We start from the raw sequence: 23,159 nt of genomic DNA, 5'->3' as shown, positions 1-23,159 counted from the left end.
GTCTCGCGTGACGGCCTCTGAACAGCCGCCGCCGAGCACCAGGCGGCGACTCAGCGCGATCGTCGCGTTGATCGCAATCGTTGTGCTGGCGGTCCTGGTGATCGACATCTTGATCGGCAATTTCATCTACGTGGTGATCGGCATAGCCGGCCTGGCCCTGGCCTTCGCCGGCGCGTGGTGGCTGGCCACCGAGCAGTCGCTACGACGCATCGCGGGAATCGGTTCGATCGTCGCCGGATTCGCGATCATGGTGGTGATGGCAGTTCTCGCTGCCGCCGACGACGCCAGTGCAACACTGCACATCGTGGCACTGGCGGTCGTGCTTGCCATCGCGACCGGCTGCGCCCGGTACGCACTGGTCTCCGACCTCCACGCCCTCGATCGCAAACGGGAGTCCGTGCGACCGACGAGGCCGGTGCTGATCTGCAACCCCAAGTCCGGTGGCGGCAAGGTGGAGAAGTTCGGACTGGTCTCGGCAGCAAGCGAACTCGGTGTCGAGACGATCGTCCTCGGGCCCGACGACGATCTCGAACAACTGGCCCGGGACGCCGTCGCACATGGCGCCGACTGTCTGGGGATGGCCGGCGGCGACGGGTCGCAGGCGCTGGTGGCCTCGGTCGCCATCGAACACGACATCCCGTTCGTCTGCATCAGCGCGGGAACGCGTAACCACTTCGCACTCGACCTCGGCCTCGATCGCGACGACCCTCGTCAGGGTCTGCGAGCCTTCCGTGACGCCGTTGCCCGGCACGTGGATTACGCCACCGTCAACGGTCGACTTTTCGTCAACAACGTTTCGCTCGGCATCTACGCAACCATCGTGCAGGAGGAGTCCTATCGCGCAGAGAAGGCGCAAACGGTGGCGACGATGTTGCCCAAGCTGTTGGGTCGCGATGCCAAGCCGTTCGACCTGCAGTTCACCACACCGACCGGGCAGGACGTCGACGGCGCATACCTGATCTTGGTGTCCAACAACCCGTATGCCGCGTCCGCAGGCTTGGATGCGGCCACGCGGCGGCGGTTGGACACCGGGCAGCTGGGCGTGATCGCGGTGTCTACCTCGACCGCCGCCGAAACTGTGGACCTCTTGACGCGCTCGGCGATCGGACTTCGAAAGACGAGTCCGTTCTGGCATGAGTTCACCACTGACAGCTTCGAGATCCGGTCGCGCACCGGCACCGTGTTCACCGGAATCGACGGCGAGGCACTGGAAATGCCGACGCCGCTGCGCTTCGACAGTCACCCCAAGGGATTGCACCTGCTCGTCCCCTCCGGCAACCGCGCGGTCGCGGAGCGACGCAAGGCCCGCGACGTTCGACTCGGCGCGATCGTGGACATCGCCCGCGGCCGCACGCCACGGATGTGAGCTGACCCCGACGCGCTGCTCGGCACAGGCGCTTCATTCGCGTGACCGACTCCCGCCATGACACAGGACACACCCGGCTGGCACGCTGTAGCGCGTGAAGTTCACGCACTCACCCTTGATTGGTCGTGCGTCCTGACCGCCGACTGGCAGAGCGACCTGTAGAGCAGTGCCACCTTGGCGGCGCTCACGCACGCCAGGGCACGATCCCCGCGGGCAGTTCCTGTTCGTCGAACACCCGGCCCATCCGCTTACGGACGCCGAGGACGAGACACCGGTCGACGATGCTCACCGCGGGGAGCTTCTGCTCGATCACCGCTTCGAGGCCTTCGATGTCGGCGAGGTCGCGCAGCCACACCGACATCAACATGTTGGCCGGTCCGGCGACCGTCAACACGGTCCGGACCGCCGGCAGATTACCCAGGATGGCGCCGACGCTCGCCAGTTGCACGGCAGGCACGCGGGCGAAGTACCAGGCACACACCGGGTAACCCGACGCCCACCGCGGCATGTCCGTGCGGAGATCGAAGCCGCCCGCAGCGAGCGTCGCGCTGAGCCGCTCACGCGCACGACGCACCGGAATGCCCAATGCGTCGGCGATGTCGCGGGTCGTGGCACGACCGTCCCGGGAGAGCACCGACACCACCTCACGATCGGCCACCGACCCACTCGCAGGCGCACCCCGACGCCCGTCATCGCGCTCACGCGCCGCCTCCACCAGGCCGACCTCCGTCGCGTCGAGCGCCCGCAGCCGCCACTCTGCTGCAGCCGCAACAACTTTCACCACCGGATGAGCGCGCACGGTCCGCACCCCGGCGAGTCCACCCACCCGCGAGATCACATATCGGGTCAACATCTCCGGAGTCGTGAAGGCTGCGGTCAGGATCAGGTCCCGACCGCCCGACCCCACATCGATCGAGACGCACTCGGCGTCGAGCGCCAGCGCCTCGGAGACACTGTCGATCGATCCGGCCGCACACTCCACCTCGATGACCGCCCCGCGTGCGGTGACCCCGAGGGGTGGTTGCGCAGTCACCCACGCCAACCCGCGATCGGTGAGTCCGGACCAGCGCCGGGCCAGGGTGACCGGGTCGGCGGCGAGGATGGGACCGAGTTGCGACCACGGCGCTCGCGGCCAGATCTGCAGCGCGTGAATCAGCCGCGATTCGTCGTCGGTGGGTGTCAACTCCTGCATACGAACCCCTGATCCGGCACAACTACTGCGCATTTACCTGGCGGAAATCACTCGAACCGACAGTTGACCGGACGAATCCAGTCGCCTTCCACAACATAGACCTGTCCGCCCTGTTGGGTGCATCACACATTGGGAGCAACAAATGGGAGAACCCCACGTCACGAACCGACCGGGCCGACTCGGCGCGGTCGCCGGCTTCGTCGGCTTCCTGTTCGCCATCGAACTCTCCAGCGGCTTCCTACAGATGTGGTTCACACCCGTCCTGTCGGCGCTGGGCACCAAGTACTCGGTGGGTCCGGCCGACCTGAACTGGGTACAGACCAGCTACCTGCTCGCGACCGCGGTCTTCGTCCCGCTGATGGCCAAGATGGGCGATCGCTACGGACACAAACGCATGCTGATGGTGGCGGCGGGCATGGTCACCGTCGGCAGCGTCGTCTCCGCGCTGGCACCCACGTTCGGCATCTTCCTCCTCGGACGCGCCATCACCGGCGCGCTGGCGGCCTTCCTGCCCCTCGAGTTCGCGATCGTGCGGGAACGGGCCGGCAAGGACTCCGGCAAGGCCATCGGACTACTCGTCGGTGGACTGACCCTCGGTGCCAGCGTCGGCCTGCTGCTGTCGGGAGCTCTCGCCCCGCACCTGAGTCTCGAGATGCTGCTGCTCCTCCCCGCGATCCTGATGGCGGTGGCCTTCGTCGTCGTCACCTTCCTGGTGCCGGAGACCACGGCCCGCACCACCGGACGTCTGGACTGGGTCGGTGCACTGTTGCTCGGCGGTGGTCTGGCGTTGGCGCTGTTCGCCATCAGCGTCGGCAACCGCTACGGCTGGACATCGAGCCAGGTGCTCGGATCGCTGGCCGCAGGCGTGGCCCTGCTCGCCGCGTGGGTCGTCGTCGAACGTCGCGTCGAGTCTCCGCTCGTGGACTTCAGTGTGCTGCGCGGCCGCAACGGCATCGGCATGCCGATCGTGCTCGCGGCACTGTTCGGTGCGGAGATGTTCGGCGGCCAGACACCCATCGCGCTGTTCGTCGGCACCAAGTCGTCGACGGCGGGCTTCGGCCTCGGTCTGTCGTCCGCCAGTATCGGTGTGGTGCTGGTGTTCTCGGCCGCCGCCGCATTCGTGGGTACCATCGTCGGCCCCCGGCTGGCGCTGCGGATCGGCGATGTCAACACGGTGATCGTCGGTGCCCTGGTCGCCGGCGTCGGCTACTTCATGATGGTCGCCATGCACGGCGGCGTGACGGCGGTGCTGATCTGCCTGGTCGTCAACGGCTTCGGCAATGGCGTGATCATCGCCGCCCTGCCCAATGTGGTGGTGTCGCGGGCGCCCGCCGACTCGATCGGTATTGCCTCGGGCCTCTACAACAGTGCCCGCACCGCGTCCGGCGCGGTGGCCGGCGCCGCGTTCACCGCGGTGATGTCCGGCTTCACGATGAAGCTCTCCACCGGGTCGGTCATCACCAACGAGACCGGCTACGAAGCGGTGTGGATCATCTGCGGGGTGCTGTCCCTTGCCGTCGCCGGCCTGGCGTTGTTCACTCGCGAACCCGCACCTGACCAAGCCATTTCGCCGGTCTCCGCCGTCGAACCTGCCTGACACGACACGCTGTCCCTTCGAGAGGAAACAATGACCGACACCATGACCATCGACACCGACACTGCCGCCGCGGATCTCCGACGACGATGCGAGGACGTCATCGCAGAGTGGCAGGACCGCCTCGTGGCCGCGAGCCACGACCTGCACGCCCACCCCGAGTTGGCGTTCGAGGAACACCGTTCGGCAGGGGTGGTGGCAGACCTGTTGCGCGAGGCGGGGTTTGCGGTCGAGGTGGGTGTCTGGGGTCTCGACACCGCGATCGAGGCGGTGTATGGCGACGGCGAGCTGACCGTGGTGGTGTGCTCGGAATACGACGCGCTGCCAGGTATCGGACATGCCTGCGGGCACAACATCATTGCGACTGCAGGAGTCGGCGCGGCGATCGCACTGTCCACCGTCGCCGACCAACTCGGCATCCGGGTGAAGCTGCTGGGCACCCCCGCCGAGGAGAAGGGCGCGGGCAAGGCGCACATGCTCGAGGCCGGCGCCTGGGAGGACGCGACCGTGTCGCTGATGGTGCATCCGGGTCCGGCCATCACGCCGCCGACGGCCACCACATCCACCCAGTCCCGCGATCGCTTCCACGTCGAGTTCACCGGGCGCGCAGCGCATGCCGCCGCTGCACCCACCGTCGGCATCAACGCCGGCGACGCCGCGACGATCATGCAGGTGTCGATGGGACTGCTGCGCCAGCATCTGCCCGACACCGTCCGGATCAGCGCGGTGACCCTGTCCGGCGGCGACGTCTCCAACATCATCCCGGCCCAGGCCGTCGTCGAGGCCGAGGTGCGATCGTTCGATCTCGCCGAGACCGTGGATCTGAAGAAGCGCGTCCTCGCCTGCGTCGACGGGGCCGCAACGGCCACCGGATGCAGCTACGAAATCACCCCGGTCGACCCGATCTACGAGCCGCTGATCCAATACCCGTTCCTCGCCGACCGTTTCGACGCCGCCCTCGAGCACCGGGGCCGCGTCATCACCCCGGTCGCCGGACTCGGCGGCGGATCGACCGACATGGGCAATGTGTCACAGGTGGTTCCGTCGATCCACCCGATGATCGGCGTGATGACCTCGTCGGCCGCACCGCACACCGCCGACTTCGCCAAGGACACGATCACGCCCGCCGCCGACGACGCCATCGTCGACGGCGCCTACGGCATGGCCGCAGCGATCGTCGACTTGGCCACCGACCCGGAGGCTCGTGCCGCAGTCCTCGAACTGCAGGCCAACCGAACTCCCGGCGCGACGCGTAAACCCGCCTACGCCGAGATCGCCGCTCGCGACTGAGCGGAAGTCACCGGCCCGGATCGTCGACCCGTCGGGGGATCGGCGGTCCGGGGGCGCTGCGTTCACTCCCGGTTGGCCGCGACCGCTGCCTGGATCAAGGCGACAAACGCGTCGGCGTCGACCTCGTCGTTCTCTTTGATGTCGATGGCCCGACGCGTGCCCGCGGTGAGGCTGGCATTGAACACCGACGACGGATCGGGCAGCGACGCCCCCTTGGCGAAGGTGAGCTTGATCTTGTCCTTGTAGGTCTCCAGCGTGCACACCAGTCCGTCGAGCGAAAACGTCGGCACACCATCAGGATTAGAGGGTTTTCGCCACTTGACCTCTTCGGTCATGTCGGGCTCGGCCCGCATTATCAGTGATCGGACTTCGTCGGCTTTCGCTTCTCGCCAATCGGTGCTCATTGGTTCACGGTAGTGGATCCCCGAAGACCGAGAACCTCATCCACTAAAGGTGGGATCGTGATGGTCACCGCGAGAGTTCACCGACTGGTGGAGAGCGATCATGTCGGCTCGCCCCAGTCCACGATAACTGCCACGCGGGCGCCAATCGACTCGTAGGTGGGCCGAGCCCGCGCATCGCGAGTGACGAGCACGGCATCGTGATCCCGTGCCGCAAGAGCAACGAGTCCGTCGTAGGCCGCCCCGCCCGCCACACCGGCGCTTGCGAGGTGACGATGTGCCTCGGCAGCGCCATCGGCCGAGAGCACAAAGTGCTCCACGAAGTTGTCGTCGATCAGGAGCACTGCGTCGGACGGACTGAGTCGCGCATCCCCGGGCAGCCGGGTCAGGACGGAGTATGTCTCCATCAGCGCATGACCACTAATTCCGACCTCTCGACCGGCCACCCATGTGCGGACCACCTCGTGTGCCTCGTGTGATGCAACCAGCAGCGGCACAGCCGCACTCGTGTCGAGGGCGAAACGTGGTTTGTCGGTCAACGTCGAGTCGAATCGATCAACCCGAACATGATTTCGTCCGTGACGGCTGTGTCGGCCTGCGCAACTAATTTCCCGTCCGAACCGCGCTTCAAGCGCGCCGTGCGGCCGCCCGGTGTGATCTGCAAACCACTGCCGTAGGGCGATACGTCAACCGTGCTACCCGGTGTCAGCCCGAGGAGGTCCCGCAGCCGTTTCGGCAGTAGCAGCCGTCCACCTGAGTCAATCGTCGCTTCCATGGGATCACGTTACCAGTGAAATCCCATGCACTGCGCCCTGCGCGGAGCGCAGCTCACGACGCTGAATCCAGGGCGACCTTGTCGCCTCCACCCACGGTCGGACACCCGCTCCATCCACAGTCGGAGACGAGAATCCACCCTCGGACCACAGACCAGCGCAGCGTGGCCGAATAGCGTCGGTGACACGCCGGTCGCCACAGACGCCGGCTCATCCGAGAGGAGTGCAGCAATGTCGGTTGTTCCGGGTACCGACTCCGTGGCCAACCCCGACTCCAGGTGGGCATACGCCCGCCGGATCCGAAGCACGGTCAATCGGCCCACGCACTGGCACCTCGCGCCGGCCGACGCCGCGTCGGGTGTCGCCGGCAGCGATGAGCATGCAGGTCCGATTGCCAACGGCGCCGAACCCGCATCGTGGACCCGCCTACGGCCGCGCACACTGCGCACCTCCCTGCAAATCGTGCTGCGCCAAGGCAACACCTTCTTCACCGATGCCGCCGAGCACGGCGACGTCCTGCGCTACCAGTTCCCCGGCGGCCCGGATTCGGTTGCGGTGCTGTGCAACCCGGCCCACATCGCATCCGTCATGACCGCCGACCCGGCGATCGCGCCGTCGGCCACCGCGCAGTCACCGCTGCGTCCCATCGTCGGGCCGAGTTCGGTGCTCACCACGGTCGGCCAGACGCACCGGCGCCAGCGAGCGCTGCTGATGCCGCAGTTCCATGGCAAGGCGGTGGCGGCCTACCGCGAGAGCATCGACCGCGCGACGGCCACGCGAATCGCGAGTTGGCCGGTTGGACAAGAGATCCGACTCGCCGAACTGGCACAGCAACTCACCCTCGACGTCATCATGGCCGCCGTATTCGGCATGCGCGACGGTCTGCCCACCACCGAGGCCGAGCACACGCTTCGCCGGTTGACGCTGCGGCTGCTGCGGCTCTCGACGCATCCGGTGGCGACGGTCGCGCAACTGGCCAACAGCTTCAGCGAGAACCCGGTCGGCATCACAAAACTCATGGTGCGGCCGTTCGACGCGGCGATCTCGGCGCTGCTCGCCGAACGTCGGGCAGAAGGTGACACCGTCGACCGGACCGATATCCTCGCGGTGCTTCTGTCAACCCGCACCGACGACGATTTACCGCTGCCAGACAATGAGATTCGCGACCAGCTGGTCACGCTTGTGCTCGCCGGGCACGAGACCACCGCCAACACCGTGGCCTGGACCTTCGAACGACTGACCCGGACGCCCGATGTGTATCGCGATGCACGCGACGCTGCCCGGGCCGACGACGCCGACTACATCGAGGCACTCCTCAACGAGTCCATGCGGTCACGGCCGGTGGTCCCGATCGTGGCGCGAGAACTCCTGCAGCCGTGGCAGTTCGGCACGAACCGTGTCGACGCCGGGACCGTCGCGCTGATCAGTATCCTCCTGCTGCATCACCGCGACGACCTCTATCCGCGACCGTTCGCCTTCGACCCGGAGCGGTTCCTCGGCGTGCGACCGGCACCCCACACCCTGATGCCCTTCGGCGGCGGCAATCGTCGGTGTCTCGGTGCGTCGCTCGCGATGGCCGAACTCAGGATCGTGGTCACCGAGATCCTGCGACGCGTCGACCTCGCACCCAGCGACCGGCCGTCCGAACGGCCCCGGCACCGCAATGTGACCATGATCCCCAACGACGGTGGGCTGGTGCGGGCCACCATGATTCGGTAGCCCTGCGGTCAGGCCGGTTCGCGCATCACGTCGAAATGCCGCACCGTGCCCGACAGTCCGGGCAACACCTTGTTGGGTGACCACGAGCGCATCCCATCGCGACTGTCGGAGTAGAAGTACCGACCACTTCGGTAGGAATCGAAGTAGATCCGCCACGCGCCGTTCGGCAACTGCACCACGGTGGGACCTTCCACGTACGTACCCCAATTGCCCGGCGGGACGAACCGATAAGGTCCCGCCAACGACGGCGCCACCGCGTGCTCGATGATCTTCTTCGTCTTCGTCTCGTTCTTGGTGAAGGCGTGGTAGGTCGTGCCGACCTTCACGATGGTGGTGTCGATATGGTCCGCGCCGATCCCAGCGATCGGCACCGGGGGACTCCAGAAACGCAGCGACGGATCCAGGGCGGTCATCACATACGGCACGAAGCCGCCGCCGGTCGACATCGACAGGATGACATTGACGCGGCCACCGTCGACAAACCACTGCGGCGCCCACGCTTTGGTGGTGAACGGCGAGAGCGACGGTCCGTCGGACGAGCCGGCCGACCCCGACGAACCCGCCGAGCCCGACGACCCGGATGAGCCGGAGGAGCCGAACAGGCCTTTGCCGTCGCCCGTGCCCGGCAGTAGTGCGCAGCAGAACGGCACCGGCCAATTCCCGATGAACGCCCAGTTGAGGCGGTCGCGGCTACGGGCGAATCCGATGTTCGCCCCGTCAGCCGTGGTGTAGGTGAGGTAGTACCAGCCGTCGGCGTTCCGGAAGATGCTCGGGTCGCGCACCAACCCGGACGGCGGCCGGTACGCGTTCTTCTTCACCAGGCGGAAGTTCGTGCCGTCTGCTGACTGGTAGACGTCCATGTCGCGGTCACTGGCGTTGCTGAACGCGACCATGGTGTACCGCCAGCCCGGTGCTGCGCCGCTGCTGCCCGGCACGGACACCAGCACGCCGGCCACCGTCAACACGATCACCGATAACACGGTCAACAGAGTTCGCTTGGTGAGCATCACCGATGCAGTATCGGTGATGACCGGCTCTCGCGGCGCTATTTCGATGGTTTGTGGTGGCGCGGGCGGCCGGTCCTCGGACGAATGAAATGATGGCACACATGCCGATGACCCCGCCGCTCCCCGTGCGGGACGGCGTCGGCCCGACTCGACTGCGCGTCCCGGCGTCCGGACCATGGGCGACGATCGCCGACTATATGGTGGCCTCGTTCGATCACCTCGACGCCGACGTGCTCTATCGACGCTTCGACGACGGCGAGATCGTGGGCGCCGACGGCCGGCCGATCAGACGCGAGACCCCTCTGGGCACGCACCAATTCGTCTGGTACTACCGCAATCTGCCAACCGAGACGCCCGTACCGTTCCATGAGGACATCCTGCACGTCGACGACGACCTCGTGGTGATCGACAAGCCCCATTTCCTCCCGACCACGCCCGGCGGCCGGTACCTACGGGAGTCCGCTCTGGTCCGATTGCGGACCCGCCTCGACAATCCCGACCTGACGCCCATCCATCGACTCGACCGCCCGACCGCCGGTCTCGTGCTGTTCTCCGCCCGCCCGGAGACACGGGGCGCCTACCAGTCGCTGTTCGAGAAGCGTTTGGTCACAAAGGTATACGAGGCGGTGTCGGCACAGCCGCCCAATTGGGATTCCGACCGGCCGACGCTGGGCGGGCGCGCCGCCCCGGTTCTCTACCGCAATCACATCGAGGCGCGACGTGGCGAACTGCGGGTCGTCGTCGACGATCGTCGGGAGCCAAATGCCGAAACCCTGGTCGACGTCCAGGCTTCCGGCGTGAGCGCATCGGGACGCCCCGTGCTGCACACGATTCTGCGTCCACACACGGGACGGATGCACCAGTTGCGGGTGCATCTCGCGGCGTTGGGCATCGGCATCCTGGGTGATCGCTGGTATCCCGAGCTCTTCCCCGAGGCGCCCGATGATCACTCACTCCCCCTCCAGTTGCTCGCGCGGGAACTGGAATTCGCCGATCCGCTCACCGGGACACCACGACGGTTTGTCACCCGGCGGACGCTGAGTGAGGCGCCGGTGTCGGGCGTCAGACGGCGATCGCAGTAACCAGGATCTCGTGCCCTTCCGGCAGACCACCATCGGTAACGACGTCGACCTCCATGCCCAGCAATTCGGTTGCCTCCGCAGCGAAAGCCGCGATCTCGAGCAATCCGATGCCGAAGGCTCGGGCCACCACGATATCCAGATCGCTGTCTGGACCATCGGCTCGGCGGGCCACCGAGCCGAAGACTCGGACGTCACCGAGGCCGTATCGGCCGGCCAGACTCAGCAGGTCGGCGCGATGCGCTGCCAGCGCTTCGCGCGGCAGCGGCCGTGCTCGAATCCGTTTGATCAAGGTCCGACCATATCGTGTGGCAGTGGTACGCGGACATTGATTTTTCGGCCAGGCAACTGACCAGCTGACGTCAGCTCTTCCCCAACTCCTGGGCCAGCATCACGATGATCCCGCTGGGTCCGCGGACATAGGTGAGTTTGTAGACGTCCTGATAGTTGGCGACGCCGCGCAGCGGATGGCATCCGTGTCGCGCGGCGATCTGGAGGGCTTCATCGATGTCGTCGACGGAGAAGGCGATGCGGTGCATGCCGATTTCGTTGGGCAGCGTTGGGGTCGTCGCGATCGCGTCGGGATGGATGTATTCGAACAACTCGATGCTCCCGTGCCCGTCCGGCGTCTGCAGCATCGCGATCTTGGCGTGATTGCCGTCGAGTCCGACCGCCGTGTCGGTCCACTCGCCGCTGACGGTGTCACGGCCGACGACACTCAGACCGAGGTCGGTGAAGAACGCGATCGTTGCTTCGAGGTCTTCGACGGCGATGCCCACGTTCTCGAGTTTGATGGCCATGAATCACACGGTAGCGACTCGGCCACCAGCAGGCCCCCGAGATCATCGTTCGCCCGTAGTGCGTGGCTTAGGGTGAGGTGCGTCCCCATCGCCACCGGAGGTATGCATGCCCGCCCACGCGCGTCGACGGTTTTGCCGACTCCGGCGCGATCGTTCCGGCCGCCGCCCGAGCCGCTGCCCGTCCACTACAGGGTGACCGGATGACCGTCGCAGCAATCTATCTCGTCGTCATCTTCGGTCTCGGTGGTCTGGCGATGGCGATGCGCCTGCCGCCCTTGGTCGGATTCCTGGCGGCCGGCTTCGTTCTCAACGCAATGAATGTCGAGGATCTGCCGCAGCTGGATACCCTCGCCGATCTCGGTGTCACTCTGCTTCTGTTCGCGATCGGCCTCAAGCTCAACGTACGAATCCTTTTGCGCCGCGAGGTGTGGCTGTCGACCTCCGCCCACATGGTGTTCAGTGTGGTCATCTGCGGCGCACTGCTGTGGCTCGCAGCGCTGGCCGGGTTGGCGATGCTGGCTGGACAGAGTCTGCAGACCATCGCGCTGCTCAGCTTCGCCCTGTCGTTCTCCAGCACCGTCTTCGTGGTCAAGATCCTCGACGAGCGGGGCGAATCAACGTCGCTCTACGGCCGTGTCTGCATCGGCATCCTGGTCATGCAGGATCTCATCGCCGTGGTCTATCTGACCGTGGCCGGCGGGGAGGCCCCGAGCCCATGGGCGCTGACCCTCGTGGCCTTGTGGCCGGTCACGCGGATCTTACGCAAAGTCTGGGGTCGCTTGGGTCACGGTGAGATGCAGTCGCTGTTCGGCATCGTCATGGCGTTGGTTCCCGGCTACGTGTGGTTCTCCTCGGTCGGACTCAAGGGCGACCTCGGCGCGCTGATCGTCGGTGTGCTGCTCGCTTCCCATCCGGCGGCCACCGAACTGTCGCGTTCGCTGTTCCACATCAAGGAACTGTTGCTGGTGGCCTTCTTCGTGTCGATCGGCCTCACCGGTCTGCCCGATGTGCCGAGCATCTACGTCGCGCTTCTGATGACGGCACTCCTGCCGATCAAGGCGGCCGGCTACACGGTACTGCTGACGTTGATGAAGCTTCGATACCGCACTGCGGTACTGACTGGTCTGAGCCTGATGAACTACTCGGAGTTCGGACTGATCGTCGTCTCGGTCGGGGTGAGCGCCGGACTGCTCACGCATGCGTGGTTGGTCGAGCTGTCCATCGCCGTGGCGCTTAGCTTCGTCGTCTCCGCTCTGGTCAACGGGCGGGCCAACGCGCTGGCAGAGAAGATCGTGGCACGCCTGCCCGCCCAGGACGAACACTCCTTGGTGCCCGAAGAACGGCCCGGCGACGCCGGTGATGCCGAGGTCGTCGTGATCGGAATGGGTCGGGTCGGGTTCGCGGCCTACCAACGCCTGACCGAACGGCATCAGCTGCGGGTGGTCGGCGTCGACTACGACGGAAACCGAATCCACCGGCTCGCCGATCGGGGCGTCCGCGTCATCGAGGCCGACGCCACCGACCTGGACTTCTGGGTCCGTCTACGGCGTTCGGATTCGGTCCGACATGCAGTACTGGCGATGCCGAATCACAGCGCCAACGTCGTCGCGCTCGAATGTCTACGCAAGTCGGGTTTCAGCGGTCAGATCGCCTCGGCGGCGCGCTACGAGGACGAGGTCCAGTGGGCCACCGACCACGGCGTCGACATCGCGTTCAACGTTTATGCGGGCGCCGGACTCGAACTGGCCGACCAGGTCGGTGCCGGGGCCGGCGACCCACCGCCCGATGAGCCCGGGAAGGACTCCACCGAGGGCGATCCCCCGGAACGCTGATGCGCGCGGCCACAACACCCGGGAGTCCCCCGACTCACTCAGTCGACCGAACTCGCTCCATTCGCAGCAGCGGATACGGACGTCCGTCATCATCGAGTTCGCTGCGCTCGATCACATCGAAGCCCCATCGGCGATAGAACCCAACTGCCTGCATATTCGCCTCATTGACGTCGACGAAGCGAACGGCATTGGCATCGAAAACCTCTGACAAGAGCGCACTTCCAACGCCAGTCCCCCGATGATCTGCATCGACAAACAGCATCGCCAGCTTGTCCGCGTCGACACCGGCGAAGCCGACCACTCGGTCGCCCTCCTCGGCAACGACGAGATTCACACTCGGGAGGTAGTCCGTGGCCAGACGTTGCTCGATGGCGTCGCGGTCTGCCGTTCGGAGGAAGTCATGCGTGGCATCGACGGAGCTCCGCCAAATCTCGACGAGTCGCGGATACTCGTCGCGCGCCACGTCTCTGCGCAGGGAGACACACGGGGCGCGGGCCGACACTTCTTCGCGCTCCCAGATCTCAGACGTTGAACCGGAACTCGACCACATCCCCATCAGCCATCACGTAATCCTTGCCCTCCATCCGCACCTTGCCAGCGGCCTTGGCCGCAGCCATGGAGCCGTTCGCGTCGAGGTCGTCGAAGGACACGATCTCGGCCTTGATGAAGCCCTTCTCGAAGTCGGTGTGGATTACGCCGGCCGCCTTGGGTGCGGTGTCGCCCTGATGGATCGTCCAGGCGCGCGACTCCTTCGGTCCCGCAGTCAGATACGTCTGCAGTCCGAGGGTGTGGAAGCCGGCGCGGGCCAGCGAACGCAGGCCGGGTTCGTCCTGACCGATGGAGTCGAGCAGTTCCTGGGCGTCGGCCTCGTCGAGTTCGAGGAGTTCGCTCTCCACCTTGGCGTCGAGGAACACCGCATCCGCAGGCGAAACCGCTTCGCGCAGTTGCTGTTTGCGGGCGTCGTCGGTGAGCACGCCCTCGTCGGCGTTGAAGACGTACAGGAAGGGCTTCGCGGTCATCAGGTGCAGTTCCCGCACCGATGACAGGTCGAACGAATCCTTTTGCGAGAAGAGGGTTTTGCCACTGTCGAGGAGTTCCTGCGCCTGCTTGGCCGCGGCGAGGGTCTCGACGAGATCCTTGTTCTTGCGCGAGTCCTTCTCCAGCCGGGGGATCGCCTTCTCCAGCGTCTGCATGTCGGCGAGGATCAGCTCGGTCTCGATCACCTCGATGTCGGCGAACGGATCGACCCGGCCGTCGACGTGCACGACGTCGTCGTCGGAGAACACCCGGACGACCTGACAGATCGCGTCGGCCTCGCGGATGTTGGCGAGGAACTGGTTGCCCATGCCCTCACCCTCGGAGGCGCCCTTGACGATGCCGGCGATGTCGACAAAGGACACCGTCGCGGGCAGGATGCGTTCGCTGCCGAAGATCTCGGCCAGGCGGTGCAGGCGCGCGTCCGGCAGCTCGACGACACCGATATTCGGTTCGATGGTGGCGAACGGGTAGTTGGCCGCCAGCACGTCGTTACGGGTCAGCGCGTTGAACAGGGTCGACTTCCCGACGTTGGGCAGTCCGACGATTCCGAGGGTAAGACTCACGGGTGGCCAGTCTATCGGCCGCAGGTCAGCCGACGGCGGGCACCGTCTGACTTCTCAGTTGCCGGTCGACGTGCCGGGGTCCCCGGGCGGTGCCTCCGGCGGCGCGTCGTCGTCCGGCACACCCACCTGAGCGGTCACCGGGGTGTCCGGTGGCGGCAACGTCTCCCCCGCCCGCTCGGCGATCTGCTCGTTGAGATAGCGCAGCACGACGGCCAGCGAGGCGGCGGCCGGGACCGCCAGGAACGCGCCGGTGATCCCGAACAGCGTGCCGCCCAGTGTCACCGCGAGCAGCACGATGACCGCATGCAGATCCATCGACTTCGACTGCAGCCACGGTTGCAGCACATTTCCCTCGAGCTGCTGCACCGCCAGGATGATGCCGAGCACGATCAACGCGGTGGTCAGCCCGTTCGACACCAAGGCGATGAGCACCGCAAGTGCACCGGCGACGAAGGCACCGACGATCGGGATGAATCCGCCGAGGAAGGTGATCACGACGAGGACACCCGCCAGCGGCACCTGCAGGATGAACAGACCGATACCGATGAAGGTCGCGTCGACCAGACTGACCAGCGCCTGCGTGCGAATGAACCCACCCAGGGTCGACCACATGCGCTGCAGCACCTCGCCGACGTGAGCGCCCGACGGTCGGCCGAGGGTCCGATCCAGCCACGGGATGAACTTCGGACCGTCCTTGAGGAAGAAGAACACCAGGATCAGCGCGGTGAACAGCGTGACCAGCAGTGACGTTGCCGTACCCACCCCGCTGAACACGCCTGAGGCGATCGCAGACGCGCTTGACTGCAGTTTGTCGGTGATGGTGTTGACGATGTTGTCGAGCTGGTCGTCCTTGACGTTCAGCGGCGGCCCCTGAATCCACTCCTGGAGCCGACGCACACCATCGGTGGCCCGGGAGGCGAGCTCGGGGGCCTGACGCACGATCGACGGCACGATGAGGCTGATGACGCCCGCCAACACCCCGACCGCGACCAGCATCATCACCAACGACGCCGCCGCAGCGGGCACCCGGCGGTTGCGCATCCACCTCACCGGCGGCCAGAGCACTGTGCAGACAATGATCGCGAAGAGCACCGGCAGCAGGACCACCCACAGCTTGCCGAGTACCCAGACGAGCACCCAGAACGCCGCCACCACGAGGACGAACTGCAGGCTCACGATCGACGTCGAACGAAGTCCCCCGAGCACCACCTGCACGCGACTCGGGAATCTGCGCGCTCCGCTATCCGGGGTATCGGGTGGACCCGACTCGTTCGTCACGCACAGATCGTCACATACATCGCACGTCGTGCGACGTCGGGTCGGTCAGTGTCGCTTGAACTTCCGTTCGAGGTAGTGCACCAGTTGGTTGACGGCCTCGATCTGCATGGTGACCGGCGTCATCGGTTCGACGTGGCGGGGCGGTGCCGAATCGGGTCGGGTCGACGTCCCAGTACCGCCACCCGCCGATGGTTCACCACCCCAGTCGTAGGAACCCAAGCGTTCCTGCCACGGCCGCTCGGGTTGCAGTTGACCCGGCGAATCGTCGATCACTTTCGCCGACACACCGTCGGCTTTCTCGTCGGCGCAGAGCCGACCCACGGTGTCGGGTCCGTAGAGACCCATCATGATTTCCAGCCCCCACGCCGGCAGTTCCGACAGGGCCATCTCGCGGTTCCGACGTCGTTGTCGGTCACCAAACGGTGTAGCCATGGTTCACATAGTGCCAGGGAGTGTTATCTACGTCACGTCAAACCCCCAACAAAGCCGCCGCGCGAACTGCCGGATTGGCGTCACGTCCGATTTCCGCCAGTACGCGGTCGCGATCGATGCCAGGCTGGTGACGTGCCCACGACGACGACCGCCACCGACACCCTTGACTTCGACCGCTGCTATCGCGCGCTGTCGGCCCGCGACACCCGGTTCGACGGTCAGTTCTATGTCACGGTCCGCACCACCGGGATCTACTGCCGGCCGTCCTGCCCCGCCCAGACACCACGCCGCGAGAACGTCCACTTCGTCATCACCGCGGCCGCCGCCCAGCATCTTGGCTATCGGGCCTGCCGCCGATGCGCACCCGACGCGGTTCCCGGATCTCCGCGCTGGAACTCCGGTGCCGACCTCTCATCGCGGGCGATGCGGCTGATCGCCGACGGCATCGTCGACCGCGCCGGGGTCGACGGGCTCGCGGCCCAGCTGGGCTACACACCGCGGCATCTGAACAGGGTGCTCTCCGAGAACTTGGGCGCCGGTCCGCTGGCGCTGGCCCGGGCACACCGGGCCGCGACCGCCCGCATCCTCATTCAGTGCACCGCGATGCCCATGTCCGACATCGCCTTCGCCGCCGGTTTCACCAGCATCCGGCAGTTCAATGACACGGTCCGCGAGGTCTTCGCGCTCACCCCCACCCAGCTCCGGCGGCTGCGGTCGCCGGTGGCGGCCGCAGCACCACCGGTGGGTGGCGTGTCGTTGCGGCTGGCCTACCGCAGCCCCCTCGACACCCGCTGGCTGCATTGGTTCCTGGCCGGTCACGCCGTCACCGGCACCGAGGAGGTCGACGATCTGGGCGCCGGCAGATGGCGCTACCGGCGTGCGCTTCGCCTGCCCCACGGACCTGCGCTGGTCACGCTACAACCGGCCGACGGTCACGTGGTCGCCGAGCTGACCCGCCTGGACATGCGCGATCTGGGTGTGGCCGTCAACCGTATCCGCCGCCTTCTCGACCTCGACGCGGACGCCGAGAGCGTCGACGCTGCGCTGGCCGGCGACCCGCTGCTCGCGCCACTCGTCGCGGCCGCCCCCGGTCTGCGCGTACCCGGCTCGGTCGATCCCGGCGAAACCCTGATCCGCACGATGATCGGCCAGCAGATCAGCGTCAAGGCCGCACGGCATCACGTCGATCGTCTGGTCGCCGCGCTCGGTGAGCCCCTGCCCGCCGACGGCCACGACGACCTCCCGCCCGGCGACTGGCGACTGTTCCCGCAGATGTCCGCGATCGCCGAGCACGGACGCGAGGTGCTGTCCGGGCCGCAGCGCCGGATCGACGCCATCGTCGCCGTCGCCGGCGCGGTGGCCTCCGGGCGGGTCGACCTGCATGCCGGTCGGTCGACGCCGGATCTGCGCGCCGACCTGTTGGCGCTGCCCGGGATCGGCCCCTGGACGGCCGACTATGTCGCCATGCGGATCACCGGAGACCCGGACATCCTGCTCGACACCGACCTGGTGGTGGCCCGCGCCGCAGCCGACCTCGGCATCGACCTGGCCGGCCACGCCCACCGCTGGTCCCCGTGGCGGTCGTACGCGTCCATGCACCTGTGGCGCCACGCATTGTCGGTGCGGGAGTCCATACTGACTCCAGCGACGACGACCGAGCCGATGATGACGCCACCCCGGACGCGGGCCCCACGCTCTGCACCATCCACTGCCGGGCCGACCGGCGCACCGTTAGAAAGGCCATCATGACCTCGCACACCGCACCCGTCATCACCGTCGACACGCCCGACGGCCCGTTCACCGTCGTCGCCGACGACCAGGATCGCGTCCTCGCATCGGGCTGGACCGATGATCCGAACTATCTTGTCGCACTTGTTCATTCATCGATCCGGCCGGAATCGACCGCTCCCACCGACGGGCTCGCCACCATCCGCGACGCGGTCGCGGCGTACTACGGCGGCGAGTTCCCGGCGCTGGACAAGATCGAGGTGATCCAGCATTCGGGTCCGTTCCTCGAGCAGGCGTGGACCGTGTTGCGCACCGTCGCCCCAGGATCCCCGGTCAGCTACACCGAGTTCGCCGAGCTGGCGGGCAACCCATCGGCGACCCGCGCGGCCGCCGCCGCATGTGCCCGTAACGCCGCCGCGTTGTTCGTCCCGTGTCATCGGGTCCTGCGCAGCGACGGCTCCCTCGGCGGATTCCGCTACGGATTGCCGGTCAAGCAGTCGCTGCTGGCCCGCGAGGAGAAGCTCCCGGAGTAATTCTGTCGGACCCATCGAGCACGATGGCGGCCATGCACACATCGATTGTGGTCGCCGTGCTCGTCGGGGCCGTTCTGGGGTTGGTCATCGGATGGCTCGCGCATGCGTCGCGGTCGGCGGCCACGGTGGCCGCGGCGCGCGCCGAACTCGACGCGATCCGGTCCGCCCAGGACCTGGCCGCCCGGTCCCTGTCGAGCGCGAGTGAGGACGCGGCCCGACGTCAGTCGTCGGCGATCGGGGCGCAGGTCTCGCACATCGTCGACCCGCTGCGGTCGGTGCTCGGCCAGCTCTCCGAGGAGTTGCGCCGTACCGAGCATCATCGGGTCGGCGCCTATGCGGGGCTCACCGAGCAGGTCCGTGGCATGCACGCGGTGTCGACTGCGCTGACCGAACAGACCCGGGCGTTGACCAATGCGCTGCACACCCCGCAGGTGCGGGGACGCTGGGGCGAGCTGCAGCTCGAGAGGGTGGTCGAGCTCGCCGGCATGACCAGACACTGCGATTTCGACGCACAGGTGTCGATGCAGGTGGAGTCCGGCGCGATCCGACCGGACATGGTCATCCGGTTGTCCGGGGGCCGGTGCATCGTCGTCGACGCCAAGGTGCCGCTGCAGTCGTATCTGGGTGCAATCGAGGCCGACGACGCCGCGAGCGCGGACCGACTCTTTGCCGAGCACGCACGCGCCATGCGCGCCCACATCGGCCATCTGTCGTCGAAAGCGTATTGGTCGGCGTTTCCGAACACCCCCGAGATGGTCGTCCTGTTCGTCCCGAGTGACCCGGTGCTCGAGGCCGCGATGCGCGCCGATCCGGAACTCATCGAGCTCGGGTTCACCAAGAATGTGGTGTTGACCACACCGTCCACCCTCGTCGCGTTGTTGCGGACGGTCGCGCTCGGCTGGCGACACGACGCCATGGCGCGTGATGCCGCGACGATCCACCAGTTGGGCACCGAACTGCATCATCGGCTCGGCAGTGTGCTCGGTCACCTCGATCGCCTGGGCGGATCGCTGCGGCGCGCAGTCGAATCGTTCAACTCGACGGTCGGTGCCGTCGACGCCCGAGTGGGCGTGACCGCGCGTAAGCTCGCCGAACTCGACGCGCTCGACGGCGAGGCCGAGCCGGTCGTGGTCACACCGATCGATGTCGTCCCGCGCCGCGCGGGCACCGATCAATGGGCAACATGACTCGACGGTTAAGGGTTTTCCGAAAGGGAACCGGTACCTTCTACATGTGCCTTCTGCCCCTAGCCAGCGTTCCGCCGTGCCCTTGGACCAGCAGTCGGTGCTGCCCACGGTCCGCGGTCTCCCCTGGTGGGGAGCGGTCGTGGTGGCCACTGTCATCACCGGGATCGGTGCGGCGATCGATGCGAGCAACACCGACTCCCTGGGATCGGTGTTCAAGTTCTGCTACCTGCTCGGCTGCGTCGTCGCGGCCCTCGCGGTACGTCGCCGCGCACTGTTCACCGCCGCCGCCCAGCCCCCGCTGATCGCCTTCCTCGTCGGGGTCATCACCCTCTACGGCCTGAACTCCGACGCCGCGTCGTCGGGACTCAAGAGCCTGATCTTCAAGGTGCTGCTGCCGATCGCGAACGACTTCCCCTGGCTTGCGTTGACCTTCCTGGTCACTCTCGCCCTGGTCCTCGCACGCTGGTTCCTCACCCGTGATCGCGCGACGCCGACCCCGGCTCGTCCCCGAGGGGCCGGCAGCGGAGGTCCGGCGAGGCAGCCCGCCGACGCTGCCCGCACCGCGTCGTCCGCAGGAAAGAAGCCCGCACAAGCGCGGGGTACCCGACCGCAGGGCACCCCGCAGGCCACGAAGACAGCTGCCCGAACCGGTGACGCCCCGCCGGTGGGCGCCGACCGGCCGCGTAAGCGCAAGCCGACAGCGCAACGGCCCACCGAACGCCCGGCCCGGCCGGAGGGCACATCCACGGCCAAGCAGGCGACACCCACCAAGCAATCGGCACCCACCAAGCAGTCCGCACCGAAGAAGCAGGCCGCACCGAGCAGGCAGTCCGGAGCCGTCGAGGGTGCGGTCGTCGTCGATGCCCCACCGGCCCGTCCGGCCAAGAAACGCGCCACCGCCGGCGCGGTCCTGCGCGCCGAGGCCGGCGAGCAGATCGAGGCCATCGACGTCGCCGATACGCCGGCACCCGCGGTGCGACGCCGGCCGAACCCGGGCCGCCCGGAGACCTCGGCCTGACCTTCGACCTCTGGGTTCGGTGGGTCAGCGCTGATCCGCGACGAGCCACTCACCCAGATCGCGCGCGGCCGCATCGACCAGTGACGGCCATTCCATCGCACCCTCGTCGGCGCTGTCGCTGACCACCTTCACGAACCGGCACCCGATGCCGAACTCGGCGGCCACGTGGGCGACCGCGCAGCTCTCCATGTCGACGAGATCGGCGTGCTGGGCGAGTTCCGCGCGCCGCACCGGGTCGGCGACGAAGGTGTCGCCGGACGCGATGACGGTGCCGTCGCCGCCGGCAAACTCCCATCGGTCGATCAGCGGATACCCCATCGCGCGCAGTTCGGCGGCACTGATGTCGTGTTCGAGGACGACCGACGGCAGGAACAGCCCAGCGTGATGGTCGTGCAACGCTCCGGCGGTGCCGATGTTGATGATCTCGGTGATCGGCGGCTCGGTCGTGTCAGCCAGCGCGCGGGTGAGGGCGATTGACGCGCGGACCTTACCGATCCCGGTGATGAGGAGTCGGGCATCGGCCGGCACATATTTGGCCTCGGCTCGGGTGGCGGCGACGATCAGCGCGGAGCGGTCCGGAGTCACGGTGCGCAACTCTATGCGAGTGCGAGGGTGGCGGCCGCCGCACGGCCCAGCGCGGTGCCGTACGACGGTCCGTGGCCGGCGGCGTGCACGGCGAGTGGGTGCAGTTGATGCAGTGGCACCCGTTCCCGCCACCCGGCCCGCAGCGGATGCACGGTCTGATAGCCGTCGATGACCGCGTCGAGGCATGGGCAGCCGAACAGCGCGAGCATCCCCAAATCGGTCTCCCGGTGACCGCCGTGGGCGGCCGGATCGATCAGCACCACCCCGGTCGGTGTCCACACGACGTTGCCGGTCCACAGGTCGCCGTGGATGCGGGCCGGTGGTTCGTCGTCGTCGAAGACTCCGTCGGCGATCGCCACGCACGCTTCGCGGGTGATCGCGGCGTCGGCGGCGCCCAGGAATCCGGCCGCGATCGCCGGCGCCAGATACGGTTCGATCCGCTCCGCGGCATAGAACTCACCCCACCGCTGATGGGTTGTCGAGCTCAGCGGCCGCTCACCGATGAACTGCCGGCCGAGGTAGCCCGCGGGCGGGCTACCGAACAGCGGTGCGCCCGCGTCGTGCATCCGCGCGAGTGCCGCCCCGAAGTCGCGGCCCGCGGTCGGGTCGGGACGGTGCGTGGCCAGACGTGCCAGATCGATATGGTCGTCGCCGACGTCGAGGACCTCCACGACAGGGCCTCCCCCGTCACCGAGCCACCGCAGTCCGGCGGCCTCCGCGCGGAAGAAATCCGGGTCGTCGCCCCGTCGCTCCTTGCGAAAAACGTTGTTCACCAACGATTCTCAGCCGTCAATCCGGGTTCGGTCAGCCTTCTGCTCGAGGGTGCGGCCACTGATGCGGGCCAAGTGGGTGAATTGGTTGTTGGCCAGCCGCATGACGATCTCGTAGGGCAGGGCGAACTTACGAGCCCACCAGTAGCCGAAGCGGATGTCGAACGAGGTGTAGACGAGGTAGTGGTTCTTGCGGATGCCCTTGAGGATGGCGGCGGCCGCTTCGTCAGGAGTGACGGCGTGGTTGTGGAATCGGGCGACCTGCGTGGCGATCCGCGGGTCGGTGCGGTCGACACCGACGATGTCGACGGTGTTGACCAGCGGTGTGTCCACCGCTCCGGGACACACCAGCGACACCCCGATGTTGTGTTGCCGCAGATCGAAGCGGAGCACGTCGGACACGCCGCGCAGCCCATACTTGCTGGCGCTGTAGGCCGCATGCCAGGGGAAAGCCAGCAGCGCCGCCGACGACGACACATTCACCAGATGACCACCCCGACCGCGGCGGATCATCGGCGGCACGAAGCACTCGATGATGTGGATCGGCCCCATCAGATTGACGTCGACCATCGAGCGCCAATGCCGGTGTTCCAGGTTCTCCACGGTTCCCCAGACCGAGATGCCGGCGATGTTCATCACCACATCCATCACGCCGACCTCGGCGTCGACCTGGTTGGCAAACGAACGCACCCAGTCGTAGTCGGAGATGTCGCCGGCCTGGTGATAGAGGACGCGTCCCCCGGAGGCCGTGATCTCCTCGACGACGGCGTCGAGTGATTCCGGGTGGAGATCGGTGAGGACCAGTTCCGCGCCCTGCGCGGCTGCCGCAATCGCGACTGCGCGACCGATACCGCTGGCAGCTCCCGTGATCAGGACAGCACGAGCCCGCAGCGACGGCACCGGCGCATCCATCACGACGAGATCCTTGAGCCCCTTGATACGCATGCCACCACCCTAGACATCCATCGCACGAC

Annotated in this window: 24 protein-coding genes; 10 read left to right on the top strand and 14 right to left on the bottom strand. The window is 67.0% G+C overall.

The window, feature by feature from the left end:
* The first annotated feature begins 7 nt into the window (after nucleotides 1-7).
* A complete protein-coding gene (locus AAFP30_RS01690; RefSeq protein WP_419228091.1) occupies nucleotides 8-1,366 on the top strand; it encodes a diacylglycerol/lipid kinase family protein in 1,359 nt (452 codons plus the stop codon).
* A gap of 184 nt (nucleotides 1,367-1,550) precedes the next feature.
* Here AAFP30_RS01690 and AAFP30_RS01685 read toward each other — a convergent pair whose 3' ends face one another.
* The gene (locus AAFP30_RS01685) at nucleotides 1,551-2,558 is read right to left on the bottom strand and encodes a hypothetical protein (protein ID WP_419228090.1); all 1,008 of its coding nucleotides are present in this window, start codon (nucleotides 2,556-2,558) and stop codon (nucleotides 1,551-1,553) included.
* Nucleotides 2,559-2,700: 142 nt separating this feature from the next.
* Here AAFP30_RS01685 and AAFP30_RS01680 point away from each other — a divergent pair, with 142 nt between their 5' ends.
* On the top strand, nucleotides 2,701-4,155 hold the full coding sequence (locus AAFP30_RS01680; RefSeq protein ID WP_419228089.1) for an MFS transporter: 1,455 nt from the start codon (nucleotides 2,701-2,703) through the stop codon (nucleotides 4,153-4,155).
* A 30-nt stretch (nucleotides 4,156-4,185) separates the two neighbouring features.
* Nucleotides 4,186-5,442 carry a M20 family metallopeptidase gene (locus AAFP30_RS01675; protein ID WP_419228088.1) on the top strand — a complete coding sequence of 419 codons (1,257 nt, stop codon included), beginning with the start codon at nucleotides 4,186-4,188 and terminating at the stop codon, nucleotides 5,440-5,442.
* A gap of 62 nt (nucleotides 5,443-5,504) precedes the next feature.
* On the opposite strand, the gene AAFP30_RS01670 is transcribed toward AAFP30_RS01675, so the two are convergent.
* The 3 genes from AAFP30_RS01670 to AAFP30_RS01660 form a co-directional block, all read right to left on the bottom strand.
* Complete coding sequence (locus tag AAFP30_RS01670; protein WP_419228087.1) at nucleotides 5,505-5,846, bottom strand: DUF1801 domain-containing protein; 342 nt, start codon at nucleotides 5,844-5,846, stop codon at nucleotides 5,505-5,507.
* 98 nt (nucleotides 5,847-5,944) lie between these two features.
* Complete coding sequence (locus AAFP30_RS01665; RefSeq protein WP_419228086.1) at nucleotides 5,945-6,382, bottom strand: PIN domain-containing protein; 438 nt, start codon at nucleotides 6,380-6,382, stop codon at nucleotides 5,945-5,947.
* Nucleotides 6,379-6,618, bottom strand: a complete 240-nt coding sequence (locus tag AAFP30_RS01660) for an AbrB/MazE/SpoVT family DNA-binding domain-containing protein (RefSeq protein WP_419228085.1) — start codon at nucleotides 6,616-6,618, stop codon at nucleotides 6,379-6,381. Before AAFP30_RS01660 ends, AAFP30_RS01665 begins: the two co-directional genes overlap by 4 nt.
* Before the next feature lie 229 nt (nucleotides 6,619-6,847).
* Here AAFP30_RS01660 and AAFP30_RS01655 point away from each other — a divergent pair, with 229 nt between their 5' ends.
* On the top strand, nucleotides 6,848-8,335 hold the full coding sequence (locus tag AAFP30_RS01655; protein ID WP_419228084.1) for a cytochrome P450: 1,488 nt from the start codon (nucleotides 6,848-6,850) through the stop codon (nucleotides 8,333-8,335).
* Between the two features lie 8 nt (nucleotides 8,336-8,343).
* Here AAFP30_RS01655 and AAFP30_RS01650 read toward each other — a convergent pair whose 3' ends face one another.
* Nucleotides 8,344-9,342, bottom strand: a complete 999-nt coding sequence (locus AAFP30_RS01650; RefSeq protein WP_419228635.1) for an arabinofuranosidase — start codon at nucleotides 9,340-9,342, stop codon at nucleotides 8,344-8,346.
* A gap of 89 nt (nucleotides 9,343-9,431) precedes the next feature.
* Between AAFP30_RS01650 and AAFP30_RS01645 the strand changes: the two genes are divergently transcribed.
* Complete coding sequence (locus tag AAFP30_RS01645) at nucleotides 9,432-10,424, top strand: pseudouridine synthase (protein WP_419228083.1); 993 nt, start codon at nucleotides 9,432-9,434, stop codon at nucleotides 10,422-10,424.
* Here AAFP30_RS01645 and AAFP30_RS01640 read toward each other — a convergent pair.
* Nucleotides 10,405-10,713 carry a nucleotidyltransferase family protein gene (locus AAFP30_RS01640; RefSeq protein WP_419228082.1) on the bottom strand — a complete coding sequence of 103 codons (309 nt, stop codon included), beginning with the start codon at nucleotides 10,711-10,713 and terminating at the stop codon, nucleotides 10,405-10,407. The genes AAFP30_RS01645 and AAFP30_RS01640 overlap by 20 nt on opposite strands.
* A 70-nt stretch (nucleotides 10,714-10,783) precedes the next feature.
* Nucleotides 10,784-11,221, bottom strand: coding sequence for a VOC family protein (locus AAFP30_RS01635; RefSeq protein ID WP_419228081.1), 438 nt, complete (start codon nucleotides 11,219-11,221; stop codon nucleotides 10,784-10,786).
* A 200-nt stretch (nucleotides 11,222-11,421) separates the two neighbouring features.
* On the opposite strand from AAFP30_RS01635, the gene AAFP30_RS01630 reads away from it, so the two are divergent.
* Nucleotides 11,422-13,053 (top strand): cation:proton antiporter, encoded by a 1,632-nt coding sequence (locus AAFP30_RS01630; RefSeq protein WP_419228080.1) that lies wholly within the window; start codon nucleotides 11,422-11,424, stop codon nucleotides 13,051-13,053.
* 34 nt (nucleotides 13,054-13,087) lie between these two features.
* Here the strand turns inward: AAFP30_RS01630 and AAFP30_RS01625 are convergent, their stop codons facing one another.
* The 4 genes from AAFP30_RS01625 to AAFP30_RS01610 are packed head-to-tail and all read right to left on the bottom strand — an operon-like array spanning nucleotide 13,088 to nucleotide 16,364.
* On the bottom strand, nucleotides 13,088-13,516 hold the full coding sequence (locus AAFP30_RS01625; protein WP_419228079.1) for an acetyltransferase: 429 nt from the start codon (nucleotides 13,514-13,516) through the stop codon (nucleotides 13,088-13,090).
* Nucleotides 13,517-13,574: 58 nt separating this feature from the next.
* Complete coding sequence (gene ychF, locus AAFP30_RS01620) at nucleotides 13,575-14,654, bottom strand: redox-regulated ATPase YchF (protein WP_419228078.1); 1,080 nt, start codon at nucleotides 14,652-14,654, stop codon at nucleotides 13,575-13,577.
* A gap of 54 nt (nucleotides 14,655-14,708) precedes the next feature.
* Nucleotides 14,709-15,938 (bottom strand): AI-2E family transporter, encoded by a 1,230-nt coding sequence (locus AAFP30_RS01615; RefSeq protein ID WP_419228634.1) that lies wholly within the window; start codon nucleotides 15,936-15,938, stop codon nucleotides 14,709-14,711.
* A 39-nt stretch (nucleotides 15,939-15,977) separates the two neighbouring features.
* Nucleotides 15,978-16,364 (bottom strand): hypothetical protein, encoded by a 387-nt coding sequence (locus AAFP30_RS01610; RefSeq protein WP_419228077.1) that lies wholly within the window; start codon nucleotides 16,362-16,364, stop codon nucleotides 15,978-15,980.
* Between the two features lie 132 nt (nucleotides 16,365-16,496).
* Here AAFP30_RS01610 and AAFP30_RS01605 point away from each other — a divergent pair, with 132 nt between their 5' ends.
* From AAFP30_RS01605 to AAFP30_RS01590, 4 genes are all read left to right on the top strand, one after another.
* Entirely contained in the window at nucleotides 16,497-18,113 is a 1,617-nt protein-coding gene (locus tag AAFP30_RS01605; RefSeq protein WP_419228076.1) for a DNA-3-methyladenine glycosylase 2 family protein, read from the top strand.
* Nucleotides 18,110-18,625 carry a methylated-DNA--[protein]-cysteine S-methyltransferase gene (locus tag AAFP30_RS01600; RefSeq protein WP_419228075.1) on the top strand — a complete coding sequence of 172 codons (516 nt, stop codon included), beginning with the start codon at nucleotides 18,110-18,112 and terminating at the stop codon, nucleotides 18,623-18,625. The genes AAFP30_RS01605 and AAFP30_RS01600 overlap by 4 nt, the downstream gene beginning before the upstream one ends.
* Nucleotides 18,626-18,648: 23 nt before the next feature.
* A complete protein-coding gene (locus AAFP30_RS01595) occupies nucleotides 18,649-19,812 on the top strand; it encodes a DNA recombination protein RmuC (RefSeq protein ID WP_419228074.1) in 1,164 nt (387 codons plus the stop codon).
* A 76-nt stretch (nucleotides 19,813-19,888) separates the two neighbouring features.
* Nucleotides 19,889-20,830 carry a DUF6542 domain-containing protein gene (locus AAFP30_RS01590; protein ID WP_419228073.1) on the top strand — a complete coding sequence of 314 codons (942 nt, stop codon included), beginning with the start codon at nucleotides 19,889-19,891 and terminating at the stop codon, nucleotides 20,828-20,830.
* Nucleotides 20,831-20,854: 24 nt separating this feature from the next.
* Here AAFP30_RS01590 and AAFP30_RS01585 read toward each other — a convergent pair whose 3' ends face one another.
* The 3 genes from AAFP30_RS01585 to AAFP30_RS01575 are packed head-to-tail and all read right to left on the bottom strand — an operon-like array spanning nucleotide 20,855 to nucleotide 23,130.
* Nucleotides 20,855-21,415 (bottom strand): nucleosidase, encoded by a 561-nt coding sequence (locus tag AAFP30_RS01585; protein WP_419228072.1) that lies wholly within the window; start codon nucleotides 21,413-21,415, stop codon nucleotides 20,855-20,857.
* 11 nt (nucleotides 21,416-21,426) lie between these two features.
* The gene (locus AAFP30_RS01580; RefSeq protein ID WP_419228071.1) at nucleotides 21,427-22,188 is read right to left on the bottom strand and encodes a fructosamine kinase family protein; all 762 of its coding nucleotides are present in this window, start codon (nucleotides 22,186-22,188) and stop codon (nucleotides 21,427-21,429) included.
* Between the two features lie 9 nt (nucleotides 22,189-22,197).
* Complete coding sequence (locus AAFP30_RS01575) at nucleotides 22,198-23,130, bottom strand: SDR family oxidoreductase (RefSeq protein WP_419228070.1); 933 nt, start codon at nucleotides 23,128-23,130, stop codon at nucleotides 22,198-22,200.
* Nucleotides 23,131-23,159 lie beyond the last annotated feature (29 nt).

The sequence above is a fragment of the Gordonia sp. CPCC 205515 genome (genome assembly GCF_048537925.1).
Taxonomy (GTDB): Bacteria; Actinomycetota; Actinomycetes; order Mycobacteriales; family Mycobacteriaceae; genus Gordonia.
This window is presented reverse-complemented; position numbering and strand designations above follow the sequence as displayed.